The 25,615-nt window shown below is 57.8% G+C and carries 24 protein-coding genes; 4 read left to right on the top strand and 20 right to left on the bottom strand.

Going from position 1 to position 25,615, the window contains the following annotated elements:
• Positions 1 to 4: 4 nt before the first annotated feature.
• The 11 genes from sseB to trmJ all read right to left on the bottom strand — a co-directional run bounded on the left by sseB (position 5) and on the right by trmJ (position 8,727).
• Positions 5 to 781, bottom strand: a complete 777-nt coding sequence (gene sseB / locus IM314_RS15080) for an enhanced serine sensitivity protein SseB (protein ID WP_032648693.1) — start codon at positions 779 to 781, stop codon at positions 5 to 7.
• A 96-nt stretch (positions 782 to 877) separates the two neighbouring features.
• Positions 878 to 2,164, bottom strand: a complete 1,287-nt coding sequence (pepB, locus tag IM314_RS15075) for an aminopeptidase PepB (protein ID WP_060572542.1) — start codon at positions 2,162 to 2,164, stop codon at positions 878 to 880.
• A gap of 53 nt (positions 2,165 to 2,217) precedes the next feature.
• Positions 2,218 to 2,418: a Fe-S cluster assembly protein IscX gene (gene iscX / locus IM314_RS15070; RefSeq protein WP_003860650.1), complete on the bottom strand. Its 201-nt coding sequence runs from the start codon at positions 2,416 to 2,418 to the stop codon at positions 2,218 to 2,220.
• A gap of 1 nt (position 2,419) precedes the next feature.
• Positions 2,420 to 2,755, bottom strand: coding sequence for an ISC system 2Fe-2S type ferredoxin (fdx, locus tag IM314_RS15065; protein ID WP_003860652.1), 336 nt, complete (start codon positions 2,753 to 2,755; stop codon positions 2,420 to 2,422).
• Between the two features lies 1 nt (position 2,756).
• Positions 2,757 to 4,607: a Fe-S protein assembly chaperone HscA gene (gene hscA, locus IM314_RS15060; RefSeq protein WP_047364172.1), complete on the bottom strand. Its 1,851-nt coding sequence runs from the start codon at positions 4,605 to 4,607 to the stop codon at positions 2,757 to 2,759.
• Between the two features lie 14 nt (positions 4,608 to 4,621).
• Entirely contained in the window at positions 4,622 to 5,137 is a 516-nt protein-coding gene (gene hscB, locus IM314_RS15055; RefSeq protein ID WP_045260178.1) for a co-chaperone HscB, read from the bottom strand.
• A 76-nt stretch (positions 5,138 to 5,213) separates the two neighbouring features.
• Complete coding sequence (iscA, locus tag IM314_RS15050) at positions 5,214 to 5,537, bottom strand: iron-sulfur cluster assembly protein IscA (RefSeq protein WP_003860659.1); 324 nt, start codon at positions 5,535 to 5,537, stop codon at positions 5,214 to 5,216.
• A gap of 13 nt (positions 5,538 to 5,550) precedes the next feature.
• Positions 5,551 to 5,937, bottom strand: a complete 387-nt coding sequence (gene iscU / locus IM314_RS15045) for a Fe-S cluster assembly scaffold IscU (RefSeq protein WP_003860661.1) — start codon at positions 5,935 to 5,937, stop codon at positions 5,551 to 5,553.
• Positions 5,938 to 5,961: 24 nt separating this feature from the next.
• Positions 5,962 to 7,176: a cysteine desulfurase gene (iscS, locus tag IM314_RS15040; protein ID WP_003860663.1), complete on the bottom strand. Its 1,215-nt coding sequence runs from the start codon at positions 7,174 to 7,176 to the stop codon at positions 5,962 to 5,964.
• A 117-nt stretch (positions 7,177 to 7,293) separates the two neighbouring features.
• On the bottom strand, positions 7,294 to 7,785 hold the full coding sequence (gene iscR / locus IM314_RS15035; protein WP_008502158.1) for a Fe-S cluster assembly transcriptional regulator IscR: 492 nt from the start codon (positions 7,783 to 7,785) through the stop codon (positions 7,294 to 7,296).
• Positions 7,786 to 8,001: 216 nt separating this feature from the next.
• The gene (trmJ, locus tag IM314_RS15030) at positions 8,002 to 8,727 is read right to left on the bottom strand and encodes a tRNA (cytosine(32)/uridine(32)-2'-O)-methyltransferase TrmJ (protein WP_028014076.1); all 726 of its coding nucleotides are present in this window, start codon (positions 8,725 to 8,727) and stop codon (positions 8,002 to 8,004) included.
• A 132-nt stretch (positions 8,728 to 8,859) separates the two neighbouring features.
• Between trmJ and suhB the strand changes: the two genes are divergently transcribed.
• A complete protein-coding gene (suhB, locus tag IM314_RS15025) occupies positions 8,860 to 9,663 on the top strand; it encodes an inositol-1-monophosphatase (protein WP_028014077.1) in 804 nt (267 codons plus the stop codon).
• A gap of 5 nt (positions 9,664 to 9,668) precedes the next feature.
• Here the strand turns inward: suhB and IM314_RS15020 are convergent, their stop codons facing one another.
• Both IM314_RS15020 and IM314_RS15015 read right to left on the bottom strand, forming a co-directional pair.
• Positions 9,669 to 10,661 carry a nickel/cobalt transporter gene (locus IM314_RS15020; protein WP_028014078.1) on the bottom strand — a complete coding sequence of 331 codons (993 nt, stop codon included), beginning with the start codon at positions 10,659 to 10,661 and terminating at the stop codon, positions 9,669 to 9,671.
• Positions 10,652 to 11,290, bottom strand: a complete 639-nt coding sequence (locus IM314_RS15015; protein ID WP_028014079.1) for a DUF1007 family protein — start codon at positions 11,288 to 11,290, stop codon at positions 10,652 to 10,654. The genes IM314_RS15020 and IM314_RS15015 overlap by 10 nt, the downstream gene beginning before the upstream one ends.
• 125 nt (positions 11,291 to 11,415) lie before the next feature.
• On the opposite strand from IM314_RS15015, the gene csiE reads away from it, so the two are divergent.
• On the top strand, positions 11,416 to 12,693 hold the full coding sequence (csiE, locus tag IM314_RS15010; protein ID WP_193359150.1) for a stationary phase inducible protein CsiE: 1,278 nt from the start codon (positions 11,416 to 11,418) through the stop codon (positions 12,691 to 12,693).
• Here the strand turns inward: csiE and IM314_RS15005 are convergent, their stop codons facing one another.
• Positions 12,694 to 13,833, bottom strand: coding sequence for a 3-phenylpropionate MFS transporter (locus IM314_RS15005; protein WP_028014081.1), 1,140 nt, complete (start codon positions 13,831 to 13,833; stop codon positions 12,694 to 12,696).
• 172 nt (positions 13,834 to 14,005) lie between these two features.
• On the opposite strand from IM314_RS15005, the gene IM314_RS15000 reads away from it, so the two are divergent.
• Positions 14,006 to 14,428 carry a DoxX family protein gene (locus IM314_RS15000; RefSeq protein ID WP_028014082.1) on the top strand — a complete coding sequence of 141 codons (423 nt, stop codon included), beginning with the start codon at positions 14,006 to 14,008 and terminating at the stop codon, positions 14,426 to 14,428.
• A 54-nt stretch (positions 14,429 to 14,482) separates the two neighbouring features.
• Here the strand turns inward: IM314_RS15000 and glyA are convergent, their stop codons facing one another.
• Entirely contained in the window at positions 14,483 to 15,736 is a 1,254-nt protein-coding gene (gene glyA, locus IM314_RS14995) for a serine hydroxymethyltransferase (RefSeq protein ID WP_025757663.1), read from the bottom strand.
• Positions 15,737 to 16,039: 303 nt separating this feature from the next.
• Here glyA and hmpA point away from each other — a divergent pair, with 303 nt between their 5' ends.
• Complete coding sequence (gene hmpA / locus IM314_RS14990; RefSeq protein ID WP_047364177.1) at positions 16,040 to 17,230, top strand: NO-inducible flavohemoprotein; 1,191 nt, start codon at positions 16,040 to 16,042, stop codon at positions 17,228 to 17,230.
• 51 nt (positions 17,231 to 17,281) lie between these two features.
• Here hmpA and glnB read toward each other — a convergent pair whose 3' ends face one another.
• The 5 genes from glnB to purL form a co-directional block, all read right to left on the bottom strand.
• A complete protein-coding gene (gene glnB, locus IM314_RS14985) occupies positions 17,282 to 17,620 on the bottom strand; it encodes a nitrogen regulatory protein P-II (RefSeq protein WP_003860685.1) in 339 nt (112 codons plus the stop codon).
• A gap of 65 nt (positions 17,621 to 17,685) precedes the next feature.
• On the bottom strand, positions 17,686 to 19,023 hold the full coding sequence (gene glrR, locus IM314_RS14980; protein ID WP_028014084.1) for a two-component system response regulator GlrR: 1,338 nt from the start codon (positions 19,021 to 19,023) through the stop codon (positions 17,686 to 17,688).
• Complete coding sequence (gene qseG / locus IM314_RS14975; RefSeq protein WP_028014085.1) at positions 19,010 to 19,747, bottom strand: two-component system QseEF-associated lipoprotein QseG; 738 nt, start codon at positions 19,745 to 19,747, stop codon at positions 19,010 to 19,012. Before qseG ends, glrR begins: the two co-directional genes overlap by 14 nt.
• Positions 19,748 to 19,751: 4 nt before the next feature.
• Entirely contained in the window at positions 19,752 to 21,176 is a 1,425-nt protein-coding gene (gene qseE, locus IM314_RS14970) for a two component system sensor histidine kinase QseE/GlrK (protein ID WP_120266918.1), read from the bottom strand.
• A 533-nt stretch (positions 21,177 to 21,709) separates the two neighbouring features.
• Positions 21,710 to 25,597 (bottom strand): phosphoribosylformylglycinamidine synthase, encoded by a 3,888-nt coding sequence (purL, locus tag IM314_RS14965; RefSeq protein WP_193359151.1) that lies wholly within the window; start codon positions 25,595 to 25,597, stop codon positions 21,710 to 21,712.
• Positions 25,598 to 25,615 lie beyond the last annotated feature (18 nt).

Below are 25,615 nucleotides of genomic sequence, written 5' to 3'. Positions count from 1 at the left end.
GTAATCAGATGATGCGGTTGGTCTTGAGATCGCGCAGGAAGCCGCCCCAGCGACGCTCATAGAACGGCGTGATGTGCTCGGTAATAAAATGGCTGATGCCCTTCTCACCGTTTTTCACCTGACAGATATCGATCGGCTCATCGCCCGGCAGCGTGTCGGTGGCCACGCTTCCCGCCGCCTGAACGATCTCGTCGAAATCGCCATCGGCTTCAATACCGATCAACAGCACCGGCTTTTCGTCCGCGCGCTCTTTAATGGAGCAGAGAAACGCGCGCCTGACGGGCTTGAGCGTTTTGAACAGCGTTGTCAGGGAATCGATCATCTGCGCAGGCGGCTCGGCCACCTCAGACAGTAGCAGCGTTTCGCCCCCTTCCAGCACTTCCTGCGTGCTGAGCGGATTGCCCTCTTCACCAATCAGGTGGCTGATCTCGCGCGGGGTGAACTCTTTCCCGGTTGGCAGCTTAGCGTTAAGGAACAGCGTCTGGCCCAGCGTCATTTCGAACAGCGTGCGCACCGGCATCACCACGAACGCCTGTTCATCTTCTACCGCTTCCTGCAACGCTTCCAATGAAGTGAAGAACGGGATAACCGACGTGCCGTCATCTTTCTCCCAGTGCAGCAGATCCAGCGCGCTGTCTTCGACAACCTGCTCACCTTCCGCCGCGGTGCCCGGTACCCAGACGGTGGATTCCAGTAGCGTGCGGAAAAATGCTGGACGGTGGGCGGGCTCGGTCGCCGCCTGTTCCAGCAGGGTTTCTAATTCGTTTTTGGTATCTGACATAGTTTGGCTACTTCAATAAACGCCGGGTGGCGCTTTGCTTACCCGGCCTACAAAACCACAGGCCCGTGCAAGCGCAGCGCCGCCGGGCAAAAAAGATCACTCAGCCGTCAGCAGGTTCGCCACGGTACGCACGCCCAGACCGGTCGCACCCGCGGACCACTGCTCAACTGCCGCCTTACGGTAGGTTGCGGAGCAGTCGATGTGCAGCCAGCCTTCGTGATAGTTCTCAACGAAGTGCGACAGGAAGCCTGCTGCGGTACTTGCACCCGCCGGGTACGCCGCGCTCGCGGTGTTATTCAGCTCGGCAAAGTTAGACGGCAGCTGGCTGCGGTGGAACTCGGCCAGCGGCAGACGCCAGAACGGTTCGTTTTCCGCAGCCGCGCTTGCCAGCAGGCGAGCGGCCAGCTTGTCGTCAAAGCTGAACAGCGCGTGGTAGTCGTTGCCCAGAGCGGTTTTCGCCGCGCCGGTCAGGGTCGCCATGTCGATAATCAGCTCTGGCTTCTGGGCAGAGGCGTCGATCAGGCCATCGGCCAGCACCAGACGGCCTTCGGCATCGGTGTTCATCACTTCGACATTTTTACCGTTGCGGTAGCGAATGATGTCGCCCAGCTTGAAGGCGTTGCCGCTCACCATGTTGTCCGCGCAGCACAGGTAGAGCTTCACGCGCTTGTTCAGACCGCGGGTGATGGCGAATGCCAGCGCGCCGGTGATGGTTGCCGCGCCGCCCATGTCGGACTTCATGGAATCCATGAATGCGCTCTGCTTCAGGCTGTAGCCGCCGGTGTCGAAGGTGATACCTTTACCGACCAGGCAGGCAAAGACAGGCGCTTCTTTATCGCCGGTTGGGTTGTAATCCAGCGCCAGCAGGACCGGAGGACGTTCGGAGCCACGGCCCACGGTATGAATGCCCATGTAGTTCTGCTCGCGCAGATCTTCACCTTTGGTGATGCGGTAGGACATGTTATCCCCCGCCACGCCGCACAGCAGGTCAACCGCACGCTGCGCCAGTTGCTCAGGGCCTAACTCCTCCGCCGGGGCGTTAATGGTGTCGCGCACCCAGTCGATAATTTTCAGGCGGCTTTCCAGCTCTTTTTGACCGGCTTCGTTGAGGTTCGCCCACTCAATTTTGCGGGTGCCTTTCGGGCCTTTGTAGCCCGCCCAGAACGCCCAGCTGCGGTCAGTATCCCAACCTTCGCCTTCCAGCGAGACATGCTTAATGCCCAGGCCGTCAATTTTACGCGCGGCGCGCTGGATCAGACCTAAATCATCTTTGCCCGTCAGGTGCAGGGTGATACCGTCGTTGTTGATGCTGTAGCTGGCTTTCTCGCCCCAGCGCGCGTCGGCGGGCTGCGTAGAGAGCGTAATCTTCATCGCTTCGGTCATTTTATTTATCCTTATTAGCAAACGGGCCGCCTGAAGGCAGCCCGTTAAGTGATTTACTCTGCTTCATCTAACCAGACTAACAGAATCGCCTCCAGAATTTTTTCATTGGATGCGTTTGGATCGTCGTCGAAATCCTCTAAATCGCAGATCCACTGGTGCATGTCGGTGAATCGTACGGTTTTGGGATCGAGATCCGGGTTCGCGTCGTAGAGCGCTTCGCCGATTTCACGGCTGTCTGTCCACTTCAGTCCCATATTAATGCTCGCGTGCGTGGTTGATGGTGTAGCGTGGGAATTCCACGACCAGATCTTCATCGGTCACCGCGGCCTGGCAGCTCAGGCGGCTGTCTGGCTCCAGACCCCATGCTTTATCCAGCATGTCGTCTTCGTCTTCGGTGCTCTCGGCGAGAGAGTCGAAACCTTCACGCACGATGCAGTGGCAGGTGGTGCAGGCACAGGATTTTTCACAGGCGTGTTCCACTTCGATACCTGCACGCAGGGCAACATCGAGAATGGTTTCACCGGTCTTCGCTTCCAGAACAGCACCATCCGGACAGAGGTCCGCATGAGGCAAAATAACAATCTTTGGCATATTAAACCTCGTCCACGGACTGGCCTTTCAGCGCGACGCGGACAGATTTGTCCATGCGGCGAGCGGCGAAGTCCTGGGTTTGTTTATCAACGTTTTTAATGGCTTCTTCTATTGCGTCAGCGTCATTGCCTTCGGCGACTGCGCGTAAGCGCGCGGCAGCCTCGTCAATCACCTGACGCTCGGCGGCGCTTAACAGCGCGGCATCGGCAGCGAGCGCCCCGTTCAGACTTTCCAGCACACGTGCGGCTTCAACTTTCTGTTCAGCCAGCATACGCGCCTTCACATCCTGCTCGGCGTAGCTCATTGAATCCTGGATCATGGAGGCGATTTCGCCATCGGTCAGGCCGTAGGACGGCTTCACCTGGATGGACGACTCCACGCCGGTCGATTTTTCCATCGCCGTGACGCTCAGCAGGCCGTCCGCATCTACCTGGAAGGTCACGCGGATATGCGCCCCGCCAGCTGGCAGCGCCGGGATGCCGCGCAGCGCAAAGCGCGCCAGAGAGCGGCAGTCCTGCACCAGTTCGCGCTCGCCCTGCATCACGTGGATGGACATCGCGGTCTGGCCGTCTTTGAAGGTGGTGAACTCCTGCGCACGCGCCACAGGAATGGTGGTGTTACGCGGGATCACTTTCTCCACCAGGCCGCCCATGGTTTCTAAACCGAGAGACAGCGGGATGACGTCCAGCAGCAGCATTTCACTGTCCGGCTTGTTGCCAACCAGAATATCGGCCTGGATAGCGGCGCCGACGGCAACCACTTTGTCCGGGTCGATGGAGGTCAGCGGCGTGCGGCCAAAGAATTCGCCCACGCGCTCGCGCACCAGCGGCACGCGTGTTGAGCCGCCCACCATGACCACTTCCAGCACCTCGTCAGCCTCCACGCCCGCATCCTTCAATGCGCGACGGCAGGCCAGCAGGGTGCGTTTAACCAGAGGCGCAATCAGCTCGCTGAACTGGTCGCGGGTGATTTCACCCTGCCAGCCTGCGACATTAACGCTGACCGACTGCGCATCGCTCAGCGCAATTTTGGCGTCGATGGCCGCATCCAGCAGTTCGCGCTGAACGCGCGCATCGCTGCGATCGCTGATGCCCGCCTGCTCGCGGAAGTAGTCCGCCAGCAGATGGTCGAAATCATCGCCGCCGAGCGCGGAATCCCCGCCGGTCGCCAGCACTTCAAACACGCCGCGGCTCAGGCGCAGGATAGAAATATCAAAGGTACCGCCGCCGAGGTCGTAAACCGCAATCACCCCTTCCTGACCGGAGTCGAGGCCGTAGGCAATCGCCGCCGCCGTCGGTTCGTTCAGCAGGCGCAGCACGTGCAGGCCCGCCAGACGCGCGGCGTCTTTGGTGCCCTGACGCTGTGCGTCGTCAAAATAGGCCGGAACGGTGATCACTACGCCGTCCAGATCGCCGCCGAGCGTCGCCGTCGCGCGCGCCGCCAGCGCTTTGAGGATGTCAGCAGACACGCGAATTGGGTTCAGCAGGCCGGCCGCCGTGGCAATCATCGGCAGACCGTTTTCACTGGCCTGCAGCTGATACGGCAGGTGCGGGTAGCGGGTCTGGATATCGGCCAGCGAGCGGCCCATCATGCGCTTTACGGAGCTGATGGTGTTGGCCGGATCGCGCGCGGCGTTGGCGCGGGCGTCATAGCCGACCGCGTGACCCTGCTGCTGGTAGTGGACCACGGAAGGCAGCAGATGGCGGCCCTGCTCGTCGGCCAGCGTTTCCGCCTGGCCGCTGCGCACGGTCGCCACGAGGGAATTGGTGGTGCCCAGGTCAATACCGACCGCCAGACGACGCTGGTGCGGTGCGGCGCTTAAGCCAGGCTCACTAATTTGTAATAAGGCCATAATTGCTTCCGAAATTAAAAATCGAGCAGCTTTTCTTCGAGTTGTTCAGCGCTGCTTCGCAGTTTATCGAGAAAACGGAGTTTGCGCACAGTGTCTGCCGCCACGTCCCAGGTCTCGTTGTTCAGTTGCTCCACCATCTGCTGATGGCGGGTATCGAACATGCCCTTCACGCGCGTGATAAAACGTTCCAGACGCGCTTCGTCTTTGGCCTGTTCAATCTCATCCAGCTCTTCGCGCAGCTCCAGCTGTTCCATCAGAAACGCGGTGTCGCGCACGGTGTGCTGTTCGCTCGCCAGATCGAAGCCGTGGAGCGAGAGCAGATATTCTGCACGCGCCAGCGGATGGCGCAGCGTCTGCCAGGCCTGGTTGATGGTCGCGGAGTGCGATACCGCAGCCAGCTGCTCTGCCTGCGTCCCGCTGGCGAATTTATCCGGATGATACTGACGCTGCAGATCCTGAAAACGGACCGTCAGCGCCTGAAGATCGATCGGGTATTGAGCGGGTAGTCCGAAGAGAGTGAAGTAATCCATAACAATCTCAGGGGTAGCCTGTTAGAACAAACCCCACGCGCAGCAAAGCCACGGTGGGGTTTCGGATGACGCGCGGTTAAACGTGGAAGCTTTCGCCGCAACCACACTCGTCTTTGACGTTCGGGTTCGTGAATTTGAACCCTTCGTTCAGGCCTTCTTTTACGAAGTCCAGCTGAGTGCCGTTGAGAAATTGCAGGCTTTTGCCATCGACCACCACCTTCACGCCCTTGTCTTCAAACACGGTGTCATCAGACGCCGGCTCGTCAACAAACTCCAGTACGTAAGCCATACCAGAACAGCCGGAGGTACGTACGCCCAGTCGCAGGCCAAAGCCTTTACCACGGTTCGCCAGAAAAGAGCTTACTCGCGCGGCAGCGCTGTCGCTAAGGGTAATCGACATACTCAAACCTCAATTATTTTGCTTCACGTTTGCTTTTGTAATCCGCAATGGCGGCTTTGATCGCGTCTTCTGCCAGAATTGAACAGTGAATTTTCACCGGCGGCAGTTCGAGTTCTTCAGCAATATCCGTGTTCTTAATTGCCTGTGCTTCGTCCAGAGACTTGCCCTTCACCCACTCGGTGACCAGGGAGCTGGACGCAATTGCAGAACCGCAGCCGTAGGTCTTGAAGCGCGCGTCTTCAATGATACCTTCATTGTTGACTTTAATCTGCAACTTCATTACGTCGCCACACGCCGGCGCACCAACCATGCCGCTACCGACAGATTCATCGCTGTTGTCAAAAGAGCCAACGTTGCGCGGGTTCTCGTAATGATCGATAACTTTTTCGCTGTATGCCATGATTGAATTCTCCTTATATACCGATTAGTGATGTGACCATTCAATGCTGTTCAGATCCACGCCCTGCTTGAACATTTCCCACAGTGGAGAAAGGTCGCGCAGACGGCCAATGGAGTTACGAACCAGCTTGATGGTGTAGTCAATCTCTTCTTCGGTAGTGAAACGACCTAAAGAGAAACGGATAGAGCTGTGTGCCAGCTCGTCAGTCATACCCAGCGCGCGCAGCACGTAGGATGGCTCCAGGCTTGCAGACGTACAGGCAGAACCGGAAGAAACGGCCAGGTCTTTCAGCGCCATGATCAGCGATTCGCCTTCAACATAGTTGAAGCTGACGTTGAGGATGTTCGGCGCGCCCTGCTCGAGATCGCCGTTCAGATACACTTCTTCCATATCTTTCACGCCGTCCCACAGACGGTTACGCAGCGTGCGCAGGCGCGCCATCTCGGTTTCCATCTCTTCTTTCGCAATGCGGTACGCTTCGCCCATGCCCACGATCTGGTGAACAGGCAGCGTACCGGAACGCATGCCGCGCTCGTGACCGCCGCCGTGCATCTGTGCTTCGATGCGGATACGTGGCTTACGACGAACGTACAGCGCGCCGATCCCTTTCGGGCCATAGATTTTGTGGCCGGAGAAGGACATCAGGTCTACTTTCAGCTGGCTCAGGTCGATAGGCAGTTTGCCCACGCTCTGGGTCGCGTCCACGTGGTAGATGATACCGCGCGCGCGGCACATTTCGCCGATGGTGGCGATGTCCTGAACGACGCCGATTTCGTTATTAACGTGCATGATGGAGACCAGGATGGTGTCGTCACGCATCGCCGCTTCGAGCTCTTTCAGGTCAATAATACCGTTGCTCTGCGGCGCCAGATAGGTCACTTCGAAACCTTCACGCTCCAGCTGGCGGCAGGTGTCCAGCACGGCTTTGTGTTCGGTTTTGCTGGTGATGATGTGCTTGCCTTTTTTCTGATAAAAGTTGGCTGCACCTTTGATCGCCAGGTTGTCGGATTCGGTCGCACCGGAGGTGAAAACAATCTCACGCGGGTCGGCACCCACCAGGTCAGCAATCTGATTACGGGCGATATCCACCGCCTCTTCAGCATGCCAGCCAAAACGGTGTGAACGGGAAGCTGGGTTACCAAAGTTTCCGTCCAGGGTCAGACACTGCATCATTTTCTCGGCAACACGCGGGTCCACCGGCGTGGTTGCGGAGTAGTCGAGATAAATCGGTAATTTCATTGCTCTATAAACTCCGTACATCGCTTCAATGCAAGGAATCAGGCAACCGGCTGGATGTACGACCGAGTACGCGGGGTGTGACCACCCCGGCCTGATTCTGAAATACTTATCGTTTTATTACGCGCGTAATTTGACGTCGATAGCGTCCTGCGCGCGGGTGCTGCGTTGTGAATCATGGCTGTGCTGACGACCTGATACGTCCAGAACTTCCTGGTTATTGACCAGTTCACCGAGGGTGATGTTGTTCAGGAAGCCGGTCAGACGGTCGCTCAGATCGCGCCACAGCGCGTGGGTCAGGCACTTATCGCCGCCCTGGCAGCCGCCTTTACCCTGGCAACGGGTTGCGTCAACGGATTCATCCACCGCGCTAATCACTTCGCCAACCGCAATACTGCCCGCGTCTTTACCCAGCAGATAACCGCCGCCCGGGCCACGAACGCTGGACACCAGTCCATTTTTACGCAGTCTGGAGAACAGCTGTTCCAGGTAAGAGAGGGAGATCCCTTGTCGTTCAGAAATATCAGCCAACGGAACCGGGCCCGCTTCGGAGTTGAGCGCAACGTCCAGCATCGCGGTCACGGCATAACGCCCTTTAGATGTCAGTCTCATGTCTTACTTAACCTCAAACTCGCCCCTGCCCGGGGTTTTTTATTGTAAAATGGGGGTATTGCATAGCAGGGCCAAGTCTGACATTCCTGACTAAAATGGTCAACTATTTACTTGACTGTTTTAGTCAGGTATTTAACCTTCTGTGCCTTCATAATATAGGTGCGGCCTGACGCCCTCACCCCAACCCTCTCCCACGGGGAGAGGGGGAAATCGGCACTACTCTTTATTCTTCTGCTCAATCGACGCCAGAATTCCGCGCAGGATGTTCAGCTCCTGGCTTTCCGGACGCGCGCGGGTAAACATGCGGCGCAGCTTATTCATCACCTGGCCAGGGTGGCCTTCACGGATGAAGCCGGTAGCGAGCAGCGTCTGCTCCAGGTGACCGTAGAAACGCTCAAGGTCGTCCACCAGCGGGTAGGCCGTCTCTTCTTTCGGTTCTGCCTGCTTCTCCTGCGTCGCCAGCCAGGCCATGCGCACTTCGTAGGCGATTACCTGCACCGCCATTGCCAGGTTCAGCGAGCTGTATTCCGGGTTGGCGGCAATTGCCACGTGGTAGTGGCACTTCTGCAGTTCGTCGTTGGTCAGGCCAACGCGCTCGCGGCCAAACACCAGCGCAACCGGCGCCTGCTCTGCTTCTGAGACGCTTTTCAGGCCGCATTCGCGCGGATCCAGCATCGGCCACGGCAGCGTGCGTGAACGCGCGCTGGTGCCGACAACGAGGCTGCAGCCGGCCAGCGCTTCGTCGAGGGTATCAACGATCTGCGCGTTGCCGATCACGTCGCTGGCCCCGGCCGCCAGGGCGATAGCCTGAGAGTCTGGTTTCACCAGCGGATTAACCAGCCACAGGTTCGTTAAGCCCATGGTTTTCATAGCGCGGGCAACGGAGCCCATGTTGCCGGTGTGCGATGTTTCGACCAGCACGATTCGAATGTTTTGCAGCATAATTTTTAGATGTCTGGGTCCAGTGTCTGAAGAATATTCGGGCATATTATCATAAACGGGAGACATAATCCGATCCCGCTGCTATACTCTGCGCCGATTTTCCTGTTCTTTAACATCCAGTGAGAGAGACCGATGCATCCGATGCTGACCATCGCCGTGCGCGCAGCGCGCAAGGCGGGTAATGTAATTGCCAAACACTACGAAACGCCAGACTCCGTAGAAACCAGCCAGAAAGGCAGCAATGATTTCGTGACTAACGTCGATAAAGCCGCAGAAGCGATTATTATCGAAACGATCCGCAAATCTTACCCGCAGCACACCATCATCACCGAAGAAAGCGGTGAACATGAAGGTACCGATCAGGATGTTCAATGGGTTATCGATCCACTGGATGGCACCACCAACTTCGTTAAACGCCTGCCACACTTCTCTGTGTCAATCGCAGTACGCATTAAAGGCCGTACTGAAGTCGCCGTTGTTTACGATCCAATGCGTAACGAACTGTTCACCGCGACCCGCGGTCAGGGCGCACAGCTGAACGGCTACCGTCTGCGCTGCAGCAACGCACGCGACCTGGACGGCACCATCCTGGCGACCGGCTTCCCGTTCAAGGCGAAGCAGCACGCAACCACCTATATGAATATCCTGGGCAAGCTGTTCACCGAATGCGCGGACTTCCGTCGCACCGGCTCTGCTGCGCTGGATCTGGCCTACGTGGCAACCGGCCGCGTTGACGGTTACTTCGAACTGTCACTGAAGCCGTGGGACTTCGCTGCGGGCGAGCTGATCGCACGTGAAGCAGGCGCGATTGTTTGCGACTTCACCGGCGGCCACAACTACATGACCACCGGCAACATCGTTGCGGGTAACCCACGCGTTGTTAAAGCCATGCTGGCCAATATGCGTGACGAGCTGAGCGATGCGCTGAAGCGTTAATCTCCTCATCTCAGCCCTCTCCCCAAAGGGGAGAGGGTGCTAAACGGCGCCGCGCTCATCCACATCGTTACCGCCGCCACCAGCAGAATCACTCCCCCCGCCAGCGCGAGCGTTGTCCATCCTACCTGTCGCCACAGTACCGGCGTTTTATTGCCGCTGAGTTTTACCGCAAGCTGACGGAAGCTGTGAACCAGCAACGCCAAAGACGAAATGGTGAGAGAGGTTCCTGCCGCCATTGCCAGCGCCGAGAGCATGCCCCAGCCGAACACGCCAATCACTTTACTGAACAGCAGCACCATGATTGCCCCCGAGCACGGGCGCATCCCCATAGAGAGAACTATCATCAGCCGCGCGCGCCAGTCGTCACCGCTCTGTAATTGTTCCTGCGTCGGCAGATGCTGATGCCCGCAGCCGCAGTGTTCATCATGAACGTGGTGCGGCGTAAAGGTTTTGAATTTGGGCTTTTGCAGCAGCGCGCGCAGCTTTTTCAGCGCCCGCCAGCAGAGGATCAGCCCCAGCACGCCGACCAGCGCATAGCTGCCCTTCTCCAGCCAGAAGCTGCTCAGGTGCAGCTGGCGCGCGGGAAGCTGTAATAGCGAAAGCACAACCACCACCAGCGCAATCGCCACGCCCCCCTGAAGCAGCGAAGAGGCCAGCGTCAGGCCAATGCTTGATTTCAGCTTCGACGGATGGGTGGCAAGCCAGGTGGTGATGACGATTTTGCCGTGCCCCGGCCCCAGCGCGTGCAGCACGCCATAGATAAAGCTGAACGCCAGCAGAGAACCGCCCGCTTTGGTCGGGTTCTCCGCCACCGCCTTCAGCAGCCCGCTCATCTGCTGGTTGACCTCACGCTGCCAGATGATGCTTTTCATCATCACCTGCGGCCAGGCCTGCCACAGCCAGAGCGAACCGCAAACGGCGAGCAGTAGAAAAAGCGCCAGCGGCCAGAGGTGCAGCCAGCGGCGCGGCTTTCGTACCGGAGAGGAGATCACTGACATTGTAACGTTACCTTCTGCGCAAACTGTTTACCAAGTTCCATGTCCTCCGGTGGGGCATCCTCTTTATCAAGAGAGACAGCAAAATTCAGCGTCTCTTCGCTGGGCTTCGGGGTGTGAACCGTAATGTTGCAGGTTTTTTGCAACGACGCAGGAAGCTGCACGTCGCTGTCCTCGGCGTAGCTCATATCGACGTAGTACGTTGGATCAAAGGTAGAAAACGTATAGGTTTGTCCTGCCAGCGGCTGCGGATGCGCCAGTGGAAGCACGAACGTCAGCACCGCCTGATGTCCGTCGCGGGACATGCCGTATTCTGTCGGGCGATTGAGGAACTTCACCTTTTGTCCGTTATGCCAGAACTCGGTGAAGTAGTGCTGCCCGAGCACGTTGGCCATCACTTCTGCCGCCAGCTTTTTCCAGATTTCGTCGCCGGGCTTCGCGTTACCCGCATCATAAAGCAGATCCGCCGAGGTGATTTCATCCATCGTCCAGCGCATTTTCAGGCCGCTCAGCTGCGTGCCGTCGGTGACCAGCTCGGTTTTCAGGCTGATAAAACTGTGAGGATGTGCGCTGGCGGTAAAGGTGATAACCGCCAAAAATAACGCCATCGCATTTTGTTTAACTGTCTGCATCAATTCCTCACGTCAAAAATTCTGTGATGTTCCCCAGCAATCCTGAGTGAAAGGCCTGCCGGCGCGCTTTTCAGCGCCCATCCTTTAGCTATTCTTATCAAACATTCACACTGGATACCCGACAGATGATGACGACGCTTGAAATTCCATCTGTGCTTTCCAGTTCGCAGCGCCGCTGCCAGGTGCTTTTGATGCTTTACCTGCCCGATGCTGCCGTCACCGCACAGAGCATAATCGCTGCCAACGGCGTGGACGAGGTCATGGCACGGCAAGATATAGCCGAGACGCGCGATGAAATCCAGCGCTATCACCGGCTGGATATCGTCACGCACCATGACGGTAGCTACCGAATTGAAGGCACTGCTCTGAATCAGCGTTTATGTCTGCTGCACTGGCTGCGCAGGGCGCTCCGCCTTTGTCCGCAGTTTGTCTCGCACCAGTTTACCCCAGCCTTAAAAACCGCGCTTAAACAGCACGGCATCGCGCGGCCGCTCTACGACGATGCTAATCTGCGGGCGCTGATCGGCTTCTGCTCACGCAAGCTGCAGCGTCAGTTTGAATGCCGGGACGTCCAGTTCTTACAGCTCTACTTGCAATACTGCCTCATCCAGCACCACTTAGGGAATACGCCGCAGTTTTCCCACGCGCAGCGCAGCTGGACCCAGTCGCGGGGAGAGTATTTTACGGCGCAGGAGATTGTTCGTCACTGGAAGCGGCGCGTGCCGCAGGGCGCGCACGTGGACGAGCAGCTGTTTCTGGCGCTGCTGTTTATGATGCTCCGCACGCCCGATCCGGTGCTTGATAAACACCAGCAGGATCAGCGCCTCCGCCGCGCCATTGTGCGCATGGTGGCCCGTTTCCGCTCCCAGACCGGGATGAACTTCAGCGATGAGCAGGGGCTGACCGATCAGCTGTATATCCATCTGGCTCAGGCGCTGGACCGCTCGCTGTTTGAGATCGGCATCGACAATAGCCTGCCTGAGGAAATTCACCGTCTCTATCCCCGGCTGTTACGCACCACGAAAGAGGCACTCTTTGAGCTGGAAGCCGAATTTGGGCTGCGGTTCTCCGATGAAGAGATGGCGCTGGTAGCGGTTATTTTCGGCGCCTGGCTGATGCAGGAGACCGATCTGCATGAAAAACAGGTAGTGCTGCTGACCGGGGAGGATAAATCCTGTGAGGAGGTGATTGAACAGCAGCTGCGCGAATTAACCCTGCTGCCGCTCAACATTCGCTATCTGACGCTGCAGGTGTTCCAGAAAGAGGGGGCACCGCGCGAAGCCGCGCTGGTTGTCACCCCCTATCCTACCGTGCTGCCGCTGTTCTCGCCGCCGCTGATCCACGCGGTTGAATCACTTAACGCGCAGCAGCAGGAACATATTCGCGCCATGCTGGAATCGTGATCAGGCGCGCGCGGCCACTTTCGGTCGAACAAACATCGCCGGGAGCGCCACCAGCGCCATGACCCAGAACACGCCGTGTCCCAGATGCTGATACAGAAAGCCCGCAAAGACCGTCATCACCGCAATGCTGCCGCCCATCGCCACCGCAGAGTAGACCGCCTGCAGACGGATCACATCCCCGCCCTCGCGCGCCGCGATATAGCGCATCGCCGCCAGGTGGCACACGGTGAAGGTGCCGCAGTGAAGGATCTGCGCCATAATCAGCCACGGCAGTTCGGTCGTCCAGCCCATAATCCCCCAGCGCGCCACGCCGCAGACCGCGGAAAGCAGCAGCAGATCGCGCGCGCCGAAGCGGCGGAACAGCTTTTTGCTGAGGGCGAAAATAATGACTTCTGCCACCACCCCCAGCGACCACAGGTAACCGACCGCTGAGGCCGAGTAGCCCGCCCCCTGCCAGTAGATGGCGCTGAAGCCATAGTACGCCGCATGCGCCCCCTGAAGCAGACAGACGCACGCCAGAAAACGCCAGCTCTGGGCCACCAGGCTCCGCCAGGCGGGCCAGCCGGCGCTCTCCTGATGGCGACTCTCCCCTTGCGGCATCACCGACGGGCGCAGCAGCATGCCCAGCAGCATCGAGGCAATACCGATACTCAGCAGCGCCAGAATCGCGCGGTAGTCGTAAAGGCTGACCAGTTTCCCCACCAGCGCAGAGCCGATCACGAAGGCAATCGATCCCCAGAGGCGCACACGGCCATAATCCATGGTGATCTGCTTTTGCCAGGTGTTCGCCAGCGCATCCGTCAGCGGCACCAGCGGGGAGAAGAACAGATTAAAGCCAACCATCACCACCATCAGCCAGGCAAACTGGTGGCTGACCCAGAAGCAGGCCGCGAAGACCAGCGTCAGCAGGGCCAGAATGCGCACCGCTTTAATCAATAAGGAGGGATCGCTGACGCGGGGGGCAATCAGCAGGCTTCCGAGGAAACGCGCCACCAGCCCCGCGCCCAGCAGAATGCCGATGGTTTCTGGCGTCAAACCAATTCCCTTGAGCCAGACGCTCCAGAAAGGCAGAAAAATACCGTAGCTAAAGAAGTAGGTGAAGTAGCTGAGCGCCAGCCAGCGCGTGGAATGCAAGACCATGAATCCCTCCCGAAATGGAGGCGATAGTCTGGCGTTTATCCTGCACTTTAGCAAGTCGTTAGCGCGCTATAAATTAACGATAAATTAACGTCATGGACAGCCGGTCGGCGTATGGCGTGAGCGGCAAAATTGTATTACGTTTAAAAGACATCGCCTGAAGAGGTCGTTTGCCATGAACAGCTTACGTTATTTCGATTTCGGCTCCTCACGCTCCTTCCTGCTATTGATTGCCCGAATTGCCATCGTTGTCCTGTTTATTATTTTTGGCTATCCCAAGCTGACGGGTTTTAGCGGCACCGTTCAGTATATGACGTCGCTCGGCGCCCCCATGCCGATGCTGGCGGCCATTATCGCCGTAGTAATGGAGGTTCCCGCCGCTATCCTGATCGTGCTCGGCTTTTTCACCCGCCCCCTCGCGGTGCTCTTTGTCTTCTATACGCTGGGCACGGCGATTATCGGTCACCACTACTGGGATATGACCGGAGATGCGGTTGTGCCGAATATGATTAATTTCTACAAGAACGTCAGTATTGCTGGCGCGTTTATTTTGCTGGCGATTGTGGGACCGGGGGCCATTTCCCTGGACCGACGTTAAGCCATAAAAAAAGGCCGCAAGCGCGGCCTTTTTTATTTCTGCAAAGCAGAGGAATTATGCGTATACCGGGAAGCGTGCGCAGATATCCAGAACTTTACCTTTGACGCGCTCGATAACCGCTTCGTCATTGATGTTGTCCAGAACGTCACACATCCAGCCAGCCAGCTCTTTCACTTCCGCTTCTTTAAAGCCGCGACGCGTCACGGCCGGAGAACCGATACGGATACCGGAGGTCACGAACGGGCTCTTCGGATCGTTTGGCACGCTGTTTTTGTTCACGGTGATGTTGGCGCGGCCCAGGGCAGCGTCAGCTTCTTTACCGGTCAGGTTCTTATCAACCAGGTCCAGCAGGAACAGGTGGTTTTCAGTCCCGCCGGATACCACTTTGTAGCCACGGTTCAGGAACACTTCCACCATCGCTTTGGCGTTCTTAGCAACCTGCTGCTGATACACCTTGAACTCTGGCTCCATCGCTTCTTTCAGCGCGACCGCTTTTGCGGCGATAACGTGCATCAGCGGGCCGCCCTGCGCGCTTGGGAACACGGCAGAGTTCAGTTTTTTGTACAGCTCTTCGTCACCGCCTTTCGCCAGGATCAGGCCACCGCGTGGACCCGCCAGGGTTTTATGAGTAGTGGTGGTCACAACGTGAGCGTGAGGAACCGGGTTCGGGTAAACGCCTGCGGCGATAAGGCCCGCAACGTGCGCCATGTCAACGAACAGGTACGCGCCGATGCTGTCTGCGATTTCACGCATTTTTGCCCAGTCAACGATACCGGAGTAAGCAGAGAAGCCACCGATGATCATCTTCGGCTTGTGCTCTTTGGCCTGCTTAGCCATGTCTTCGTAGTCAATTTTACCGGACTCATCAATACCGTAAGGAATGATGTTGTACAGTTTGCCGGAGAAGTTAACCGGGGAGCCGTGAGTCAGGTGGCCGCCCTGCGCCAGGTTCATACCCAGAACGGTATCGCCCGGCTGCAGCAGCGCGGTGTAAACAGCGAAGTTAGCCTGAGAGCCGGAGTGCGGCTGAACGTTCGCGTAGTCAGCGCCGAAGAGTGCTTTCGCACGGTCGATAGCCAGCTGCTCAACGATATCAACGTACTCGCAACCGCCGTAGTAGCGCTTGCCCGGGTAACCTTCAGCGTATTTGTTGGTCAGCTGAGAGCCCTGCGCCTGCATCACGCGCGGGCTGGTGTAGTTTTCGGAGGCGATCAGTTCGATGTGCTCTTCCTGACGTACTTTTTCCTGCTCCATAGCCTGCCACAGTTCGGCATCATAATCGGCAATGTTCATTTCACGCTTTAACATCCGCATCTCCTGACTCAGCTAACAAGTAAATTTTGGCCTGAAAAGGCAGTCCTGTTGGACGACGGGCAACAGTATAACTGAATAGTTCTGTGATAACAGGTCTTGACAAACGATTTTACGCAAACGTTTTCCTTCACGCCACGCAAGGGTTTGAGGAATAAAGATCTCACTATTTCCAGCGGATTTCTTTTCAGGTTTGTGATGCGTATTTTTCATCTTGCAAAGAACCATTTACAAAGCATGGGTATTTTTTATAAGATGCATTTAAAATACATCATTAGGTAATATCAGAAGGAAGCTGCCATGCTCGACGCTCAAACCATCGCTACCGTTAAAGCCACCATTCCCCTGCTGGTGGAAACCGGTCCTAAACTTACCGCCCATTTCTACGATCGCATGTTCACGCACAATCCGGAGCTCAAAGAGATTTTCAATATGAGCAACCAGCGTAACGGCGATCAGCGTGAAGCGCTTTTCAACGCCATCGCGGCCTACGCCAGCAATATCGAAAACCTGGCGGCGTTGCTGCCTGCGGTGGAAAAAATCGCGCAGAAGCACACCAGCTTCCAGATCCAACCCGAGCAGTACAACATCGTCGGCACTCACCTGCTGGCAACGCTGGACGAAATGTTCAGCCCGGGCCAGGAGGTGCTGGACGCCTGGGGTAAAGCCTACGGCGTGCTGGCAAACGTGTTTATCAACCGTGAAGCGCAGATCTACAGCGAAAACGCCAGCAAGAACGGCGGCTGGGAAGGAACGCGCGCCTTCCGTATCGTCGAGAAAACGCCGCGCAGCGCGCTTATCACCAGTTTTGAATTTGAGCCGGTTGACGGCCAGCCGGTGGCCGATTACCAGCCGGGCCAGTATCTGGGCGTATGGCTGAAGCCTGAAGGCTTCCCGCATCAGGAGATCCGCCAGTACTCTCTGACCCGCAAACCAAACGGCAAAGGCTACCGCATTGCGGTGAAGCGCGAGGACGGCGGTCAGGTATCCAACTGGCTGCATAACGAAGCGAGCGTGGGCGACGTGGTCCATCTGGCCGCGCCGGCGGGCGACTTCTTTATGGCCATTGAAACCAATATCCCGGTCACGCTGATCTCCGCGGGCGTGGGCCAAACGCCAATGCTGGCGATGCTGGATACGCTGGCGAAAGCCAACCACAGCGCGCAGGTTAACTGGTTCCACGCAGCGGAGAACGGCGACGTGCACGCCTTTGCGGATGAAGTGAAAGCGCTGGGAGCGACCCTGCCGCGTTTCATCGCGCATACCTGGTATCGCCTGCCGACGGAGGCAGACCGCACTGCCGCACGCTTTGACAGCGAAGGACTGATGAATTTAAGCCAGATGGAAGGGGCGTTTAGCGCGCCGGAAATGCAGTTCTACGTCTGTGGACCCGTGGCGTTTATGCAGTATGCCGCGAAGCAGCTGGTTGAGCTGGGCGTGAATAAAGACAACATTCATTACGAATGTTTCGGGCCGCATAAGGTGCTGTAACGCAAAAAGCCCCTCGTTTGAGGGGCTTTTTTTTCGCCGGGTGGCGAATGGTTAAATCGCGGCGTCGTCTTCTTCGCCGGTACGGATACGGATCACGCGCGCCACGTCAAAGACGAAGATTTTGCCGTCGCCAATTTTGCCCGTCTGCGCCGTGCGGATAATGGTATCCACGCAGGTATCGACGATATCGTCGCTGACCACGATTTCAATTTTCACTTTCGGCAGAAAGTCGACCATGTACTCTGCGCCACGATAAAGCTCGGTGTGGCCCTTCTGACGACCAAAACCTTTCACTTCCGTCACGGTCATCCCGGTGATGCCTACTTCCGCCAGCGCTTCACGTACATCATCCAGTTTGAAAGGTTTAATAATCGCATCAATCTTTTTCATGGTGGGTCCTTAAACTCTTGCCTGTAAGCTGCCTCGTAATCGATTGCTCACAGTACCATACGGCATTACTCTTTAAAATCGTTTGCTTCCAGCTCGTGGCGTGAGAGCAGCTTATAGAACTCGGTGCGGTTGCGTCCGGCCATCCGCGCCGCGTGGGTCACGTTGCCTTTGGTTATCTGCAGCAGCTTGCGCAGATAGTTCAGCTCGAACTGGTTACGCGCTTCCGCAAACGTCGGCAAGGCCGTGTTCTCCCCTTCCAGCGCCTGTTCAACCAGCGCGTCGCTGATAACGGGCGAGGACGTCAGCGCCACGCACTGCTCAATCACGTTCACCAGCTGGCGCACGTTACCCGGCCAGCTGGCGGCCATCAGCCGTTTCATCGCATCAGTCGAAAAGGCGCGCACGAACGGTTTATGCCGATCTGCCGCCTGGCGCAGGAGGTGATTCGCCAGCAGCGGAATATCTTCCGCACGCTCCGCCAGCGCCGGGATCTTCAGGTTCACCACGTTCAGACGGTAGTAGAGATCTTCACGGAACTCGTTGCGGGCCATCACTTTGGGCAAGTCGCGGTGGGTAGCGGAAATGATTCGCACGTTAATATCAATATCGCGGTTGCTGCCCAACGGGCGCACTTTGCGCTCCTGAAGTACGCGCAACAGTTTGACCTGCAGCGGCGCAGGCATGTCGCCAATTTCGTCGAGGAACAGCGTGCCGCCTTCCGCGGCCTGGAACAGCCCTTCCCGGCTGCTTACCGCGCCGGTAAATGCGCCGCGGGCATGGCCAAAAAGTTCAGACTCAAGAAGCTGCTCTGGCAGGGCACCGCAGTTAATGGCGATAAAAGCATTTTTACTGCGCGGGCTGGCGTTGTGGATCGCCTGCGCCAGGATCTCTTTCCCGGTTCCGCTCTGGCCGTTAATCAACACGCTGACGTCTGACTGTGCGACCATTCGCGCCTGCTCAAGCAGACGCAGCATTATCGGGCTGCGGGTGACGATAGATTCACGCCATGCGTCGTCTCCGGAGGGCGCGGCGTGCTCCAGCGCGCTGTCGATAGCTTTGTAGAGCGCGTCTTTATCTACCGGCTTGGTGAGGAAGCTGAACACGCCCTGCTGGGTTGCGGCGACGGCATCCGGGATTGACCCGTGCGCCGTCAGGATAATGACCGGCATGCCAGGCTGCTGCTTCTGGATTTCGGCGAACAGCTGCATGCCATCCATTTCGTCCATCCGCAGGTCGCTGATCACCAGGTCAATCTTTTCGCGGCTGAGGACTTTAAGCCCCTCCTGCCCGCTTTCCGCGGTCACCACGGTGTAACCTTCACTCACCAGACGCATCCCCAGCAGCTTTAACAGGCCGGGATCGTCATCCACCAGTAAGAGATGGGCTGGTTTACGGCTCGTCATGCTTCACATCCTCTTGTTTCGGCATATCGCTGTCCGGTGCAGCAGATGAACTACCAGGCTGGTATTTACGCGACGAGAGCTGTCTTTCGATATCGGTCAGGTTTTCCAGCTTTCGCGTCGTGGTATCCAGCTGAGTACGTAAATGCTGTTGCTGTTGGCGCAGCGTATCCAGCTCGCTGTCGGTTGACTGCTGTAGCTTGCTGTAGCGGGAGCGCTCTTCAGACAGCTGCAGCTGTAACGTCTGCCCATCCCGCCAGAGCTGGTATACCGGGCGCACCTGTGCGGGAAGATTGATCACAAACGTGTCCAGACGGGTCACGTTGGCCCGACGTTCAACGGGGGTAATTTTCGCATCGGCCAGTAAAATCCCACGCTTGAAAGCGTCCTGCCAGGTGTCTTCATCCAGCATCGCCGCCTTCATGCGGGCGTCTACCGGCGCAAGCCGCTGGGCGCAGTCTATTCCGCGCAGCCAGAACAGCGGGTTATTTTCGACATCATGCCCTGACAGATTCCAGATATCCTCACAGCGGGTAGAGAGGAAATCCGCCAGCTGGTTATCGGGCCATTTGTCTTCCTGTTTACCGCTTATCGCACTTTGCGGCGCATGGGAAACGCACCCCGCCAGAACTAAACAGGGTAGACTCAGGCGACCCGCTTTGCTGGAAAACACCGCGCGTATGGCGCGGAAAAAGACGTGTGACATACTCACCAGATATAGATTCATTTTATTAATTTTTCCGGCTCAGGGGCAGTTCAATACGGAAGCAAACATCTGAACGTTCGTCCGTGGCAATGTTTAGCTCACCCTGCATGCGTCGTATGCAGTCCCGGGCAATGCTTAATCCCAGACCGCTTCCTTTTACCGCGCCTTTCCGCTGATGACTCCCCTGGAAAAAGGGTTCGAAGATCATGGTTTTTTCGTCATCGGGGATCGGGGTGCCGGTGTTTGCGACGTCAATAAACACCCGGGAGCCCTTCGTATAACTTCGGATATAAATGTTACCGGATTCAGTACCATAGTGCACCGCATTGGAGTAAAGATTATCCAGAACGCTCATTAATAGCATGGGTTCAGCCAGGCAGGTCGGCGCCTTCAGCTCCACCCCGGTATGCATCATTTTAGCTCTTGCCGGCAAGCTATGGGCGGAGATCACCATATCCACCAGTGGCTCAATCTCCACCTCTTCCAGTACCACCGTCCCGTCAGCCAGCTTGCGGTTGTAATCCAGAAGCTGCTCGATCAGCTTTTGCAGGTTGCGGCTGCTGGCGTCCAGAATTTCGACAATCTCTTTCTGCTCCGGCGTAAGCGGCCCTGCCACCTCGTCCGCCAGCAGTTCCGTTCCTTCACGCATGCTGGCCAGTGGGGTTTTCAGCTCATGGGAAATATGGCGCAGGAACTGATGACGCTGGGATTCCAGCCACGCCAGGCGCTCGGATAGCCAGATAATGCGCTGACCGACGGATCGCAGCTCGCGCGGGCCTTTAAAGGCAACCGTATCCCCGAGCGATTTCCCCTCCCCCAGGCGGTTGATCATACGCTGAATACCCTTCACCGGGCCGATGATCATGCGGGTAAAGAGCAGCACCAGCCCGAGGCTCACGAGGAACAGCACCAGCGCCTGCCAGCCGAAGAACTGGCCGCGCTCGGCAATCTCCTGCTGCAGCTGCTGGCCGCGAGAGAAAATGACCGTGCGCGTTGACTGCACCATTTCGGTATTGGCGGCGGCGAATGCCTCAAGGCGCGCGGCGGCAGCCGCATCCGGGCCGCTGTTCTGGCACTGCAGCTGCGCGAGATCGTTCAGATCCTGACGTAACGCCTGATACAGCCTGTCGTCCGGCAGCACGCCCGCGTGGGCATCCAGCATTTCGCTGTAGCGCTTGCGCTGGCTCTGGTACACCTTCTCCAGCGTCCGATCGTCGAGCACGCAGTACTGACGATAGCTACGCTCCATCTCCAGCGCAGCGTTGGTCATCGCTTCACTGCGTCTGGCATCGATAAGCGTGGTGCGGTTCGTCAGCGCCGCCTGGGCACTCAGCGCATTGAGGCTCTGCCATGCCTGCCAGGCGAGGATCAGCAGCGGCAGCAGGATCAGCAGAAAGGCCATCATCACGAGCTGTCGCAGGGAGCGGGGAAAAACGGGCCAGCGTTTCAACGCATTACTCTCTTCATGGGGGTTTACGGAGAGCGTAACTGAGTCTGCCCTTCAGATACAACAAAGCCGGGTAAAAACCCGGCTTTGTTATGGAATAAGGCGGTGCCTAACTCGACGTTTCGCCCTGGCCTGATAAAGCATCGCTATGATCAGTAGTTGGACGGCAGGCACCTTTTTGTGCGTCATTCGAAGTTTATGTAGCACGTCCCGAAGGGGCTGACATAAGAAGGTGAATGAGCCACTGGTTAATATTATGCAACACCCATGCCAGAATGCAAAACAAAATATTAACACATTGAAATATATATCTTTTATTGGTTTAATCTATTTGTTGTGCGCTGAATGATTTCCATGCTAAGTGTCGCTATTAAGCAACACCTTAACGGGAACCTGTCCTGCCATATATAAATCAATAAGTTAAATGTCTCCATTTGGAGACACCCATATACCATCTTTGTCGCAATTTTGCGACACGCATAAAAAAACCCGGTGGCGCTACGCTCACCGGGTCTACAAAGTACCTGCTTTACATCTTAACCCAGCTGTTTACGCGCGTTGCGGAAGATACGCATCCACGGGCTGTCCTCGCCCCAGTTTTCCGGGTGCCAGGAGTTGCTCACGGTACGGAACACGCGTTCAGGGTGCGGCATCATGATGGTCGCGCGACCGCTTTCGCTGGTCACCGCCGTAATACCATTGACGGAGCCGTTCGGGTTCGCCGGATAGGTTTCCGTGACCTTGCCGAAGTTATCGACAAAGCGCAGCGCCACCAGGCCTTTGCTCTCGAGCTGCGCCAGATGGGCCGCATCGCGCACTTCTACCTGACCTTCGCCGTGGGAAACGGCGATTGGCATCTGAGAGCCAACCATCCCCTGCAGCAGCAGAGACGGGCTCTGAGTCACTTCAACCAGACTGAAGCGCGCTTCGAAGCGGTCGGACTGGTTGCGCACAAAGCGTGGCCAGGCTTCGCTGCCCGGGATCAGCTCGCGCAGGTTAGACATCATCTGGCAGCCGTTGCACACGCCCAGCGCCAGGGTTTGCGGACGATGGAAGAAGGTCTCGAACTCGTCGCGCACGCGGCTGTTAAACAGAATGGACTTCGCCCAGCCTTCGCCTGCGCCCAGCACGTCACCGTAGGAGAAACCGCCGCACGCCACCAGCGCATGGAAATCTTCCAGACCGGTACGCCCGGCCAGCAGGTCGCTCATGTGGACGTCGATAGCGTCAAAGCCCGCGCGGTGGAAGGCTGCCGCCATCTCAACGTGGGAGTTAACGCCCTGCTCGCGCAGCACGGCCACTTTCGGACGCGCGCCGGTCGCAATGTACGGCGCAGCGATATCTTCGTTGATGTCGAAGGAAAGCTTCACGTTCAGGCCAGGATCCTGGTCATTCGCTTTCGCGTTATGCTCCTGATCGGCGCATTCCGGGTTATCGCGCAGGCGCTGCATCTGCCAGGTGGTTTCTGCCCACCACATGCGAAGCCGTGAGCGGCTTTCGCTGAACACGGCGTGACCGTCTGCTTCAATGACGAAGCGGTCGCCCTGAACGGCTTTCCCCAGATAGTGGACGCAGTCTGCCAGACCGTGCTTCGCCAGAATCGCTTCCACCGCCTCGCGGTCTGTGGCGCGAACCTGAATCACCGCACCCAGCTCTTCGTTAAACAGCGCCGCCAGGCGGTCTTCGCCAAGCGTTGCAATGTTCGCTTCAACGCCGCAGTGGCCGGTGAAGGCCATCTCTGCCAGGGTCACCAGCAGGCCGCCGTCGGAACGGTCGTGGTAGGCCAGCAGCTTGCGCTGTGCCACCAGCGCCTGAATTGCGTCGTAGAAGCCTTTTAGCTGCGCCACGTCGCGCACGTCGGCTGGCTTGTCGCCAAGTTGACGGTAAACCTGCGCCAGTGCGGTGGCGCCCAGCGCGTTGTGGCCCTTACCCAGGTCAATCAACAGCAGGGCGTTATCTTCGGTCGCCAGCTGCGGCGTAACGGTATGGCGCACGTCTTCCACGCGGGCAAACGCGGTGATCACCAGCGACAGCGGAGACGTCATCTCGCGCTGCTCATTACCCTCCTGCCAGCGGGTTTTCATCGACATGGAGTCTTTACCCACCGGAATGGTCAGGCCGAGGGCTGGACACAGCTCCTCACCCACCGCTTTCACGGCTTCATACAGGCCAGCGTCTTCACCAGGGTGACCGGCTGCCGCCATCCAGTTCGCGGAAAGTTTGATACGTTTGATGTCGCCAATCTGCGTCGCCGCGATATTGGTCAGCGCTTCACCGACCGCCAGTCGTGCAGAGGCGGCGAAGTCCAGCAGCGCCACCGGGGTGCGTTCGCCCAGCGCCATCGCTTCGCCGTAGTAGCTGTCGAGGCTCGCGGTGGTCACGGCGCAGTTCGCCACCGGGATCTGCCACGGGCCAACCATCTGATCGCGCGACACCATACCGGTAACGGTACGGTCGCCAATGGTCACCAGGAAGGTTTTCTCTGCCACAGCAGGCAGGTGCAGCACGCGGTTGACCGCTTCCGCCACGGTAATGCCCTGGCGATCCAGCGCTTTGCCCGCCGCTTTACGGGTTGTTACGTCGCGGGTCATCTTCGGCGTTTTACCGAGCAGCACGTCCAGCGGCAGATCGATAGGCTGGTTGTCGAAATGGGTGTCGCTGAGAGTCAGGTGCTGCTCTTCGGTCGCTTCACCGATGACGGCATACGGCGCGCGTTCGCGGCGGCACAGCTCGTCAAACAGCGGCAGCTGGTCGGCCGCAACCGCCAGCACGTAGCGCTCCTGGGATTCGTTACACCAGATTTCGAGCGGGCTCATGCCCGGCTCATCGCTCAGGATATCGCGCAGGTTGAAACGGCCACCGCGACCGCCGTCGCTCACCAGCTCCGGCATAGCGTTGGACAGGCCGCCCGCGCCCACGTCGTGGATGAACAGAATCGGGTTGGCCTCGCCCAGCTGCCAGCAGCGGTCGATCACTTCCTGGCAGCGACGCTCCATCTCAGGGTTGTCACGCTGCACGGACGCGAAGTCGAGATCCGCATCAGACTGGCCGGAGGCCATAGAGGAGGCCGCGCCGCCGCCCAGACCGATGTTCATCGCCGGGCCGCCCAGCACGATCAGCTTCGCGCCGACGACGATCTCGCCTTTCTGCACATGATCGGCACGGATGTTGCCGATCCCGCCTGCCAGCATGATCGGTTTGTGGTAGCCGCGCAGCTCTTCGCCGTTGTGGCTGTCCACCTTCTCTTCGTAGGTACGGAAGTAACCGTTCAGCGCCGGACGACCAAATTCGTTGTTAAACGCCGCGCCGCCCAGCGGGCCTTCGGTCATGATATCCAGCGCGGTCACGATGCGCTCTGGCTTGCCGAAATCTTCTTCCCACGGCTGTTCAAAGCCAGGGATGCGCAGGTTAGAAACGGAAAAGCCGACCAGACCCGCTTTTGGTTTCGCCCCACGACCGGTCGCCCCTTCGTCACGGATTTCGCCGCCGGAGCCGGTCGCCGCACCCGGCCACGGAGAAATGGCCGTCGGGTGGTTGTGGGTTTCCACTTTCATCAGAATATGCGCAGGCTCCTGATGGAAGTCATAGCGCCCTGCTTCGCGATCGGCGAAGAAGCGGCCCACCTCGGAACCTTCCATCACCGCAGCGTTGTCTTTATAGGCAGACAGCACGTGGTCAGGGGTTTGTTCCATGGTGTTTTTGATCATTTTGAACAGCGACTTCGGCTGCTGTTCGCCGTCGATAATCCAGTCGGCATTGAAAATCTTATGGCGGCAGTGCTCAGAGTTGGCCTGCGCGAACATGTAGAGTTCGATGTCGTTCGGGTTGCGGTTGAGCTTAACGAACGCGTCCTGCAGGTAGTCAATTTCGTCTTCTGCCAGCGCCAGGCCGAGACGCAGGTTGGCGTCAATCAGCGCCTGACGGCCCTGCCCCAGCAGGTCCACGCTCTGTACCGGTGCAGGCTGATGATGGGAGAAAAGCTTCTGTGCGTCATCAAGAGAGGCAAACACGCTCTCCATCATGCGGTCGTGCAATTCAGCCGCAACCGCCTGCCACTGCGCGTCGCTCAGGGTAGAGGCTTCGACGTAGTACGCTACGCCGCGCTCCAGACGGTTAATCTGGCTCAGGCCGCAGTTGTGGGCAATGTCGGTGGCTTTGGAAGACCAGGGGGAGATGGTGCCCGGACGCGGCGTCGCAAGGATCAGTTTGCCGGTTGGCGTATGGCTGCTCAGATTTGGGCCATACTTGAGCAGGCGTTCCAGCTGTACGCGCTCCTCTGCATTCAGGGGGGCATTCAGGTCAGCAAAATGGACATACTCAGCGTAAATATTGCTTACCGGAAGGTCGGCCGCCTGAAAACGTGCCAGCAGTTTGGTAATACGGAAGGCAGACAGTGCAGGCGAACCACGCAGAATTTCCATCATAAGTCTCTCGTCTTCGAA

Origin of the sequence: Enterobacter cloacae complex sp. P42RS (assembly GCF_014930595.1) — a bacterium.
Taxonomy (GTDB): domain Bacteria; phylum Pseudomonadota; class Gammaproteobacteria; order Enterobacterales; family Enterobacteriaceae; genus Enterobacter; species Enterobacter bugandensis.
This window is presented reverse-complemented; position numbering and strand designations above follow the sequence as displayed.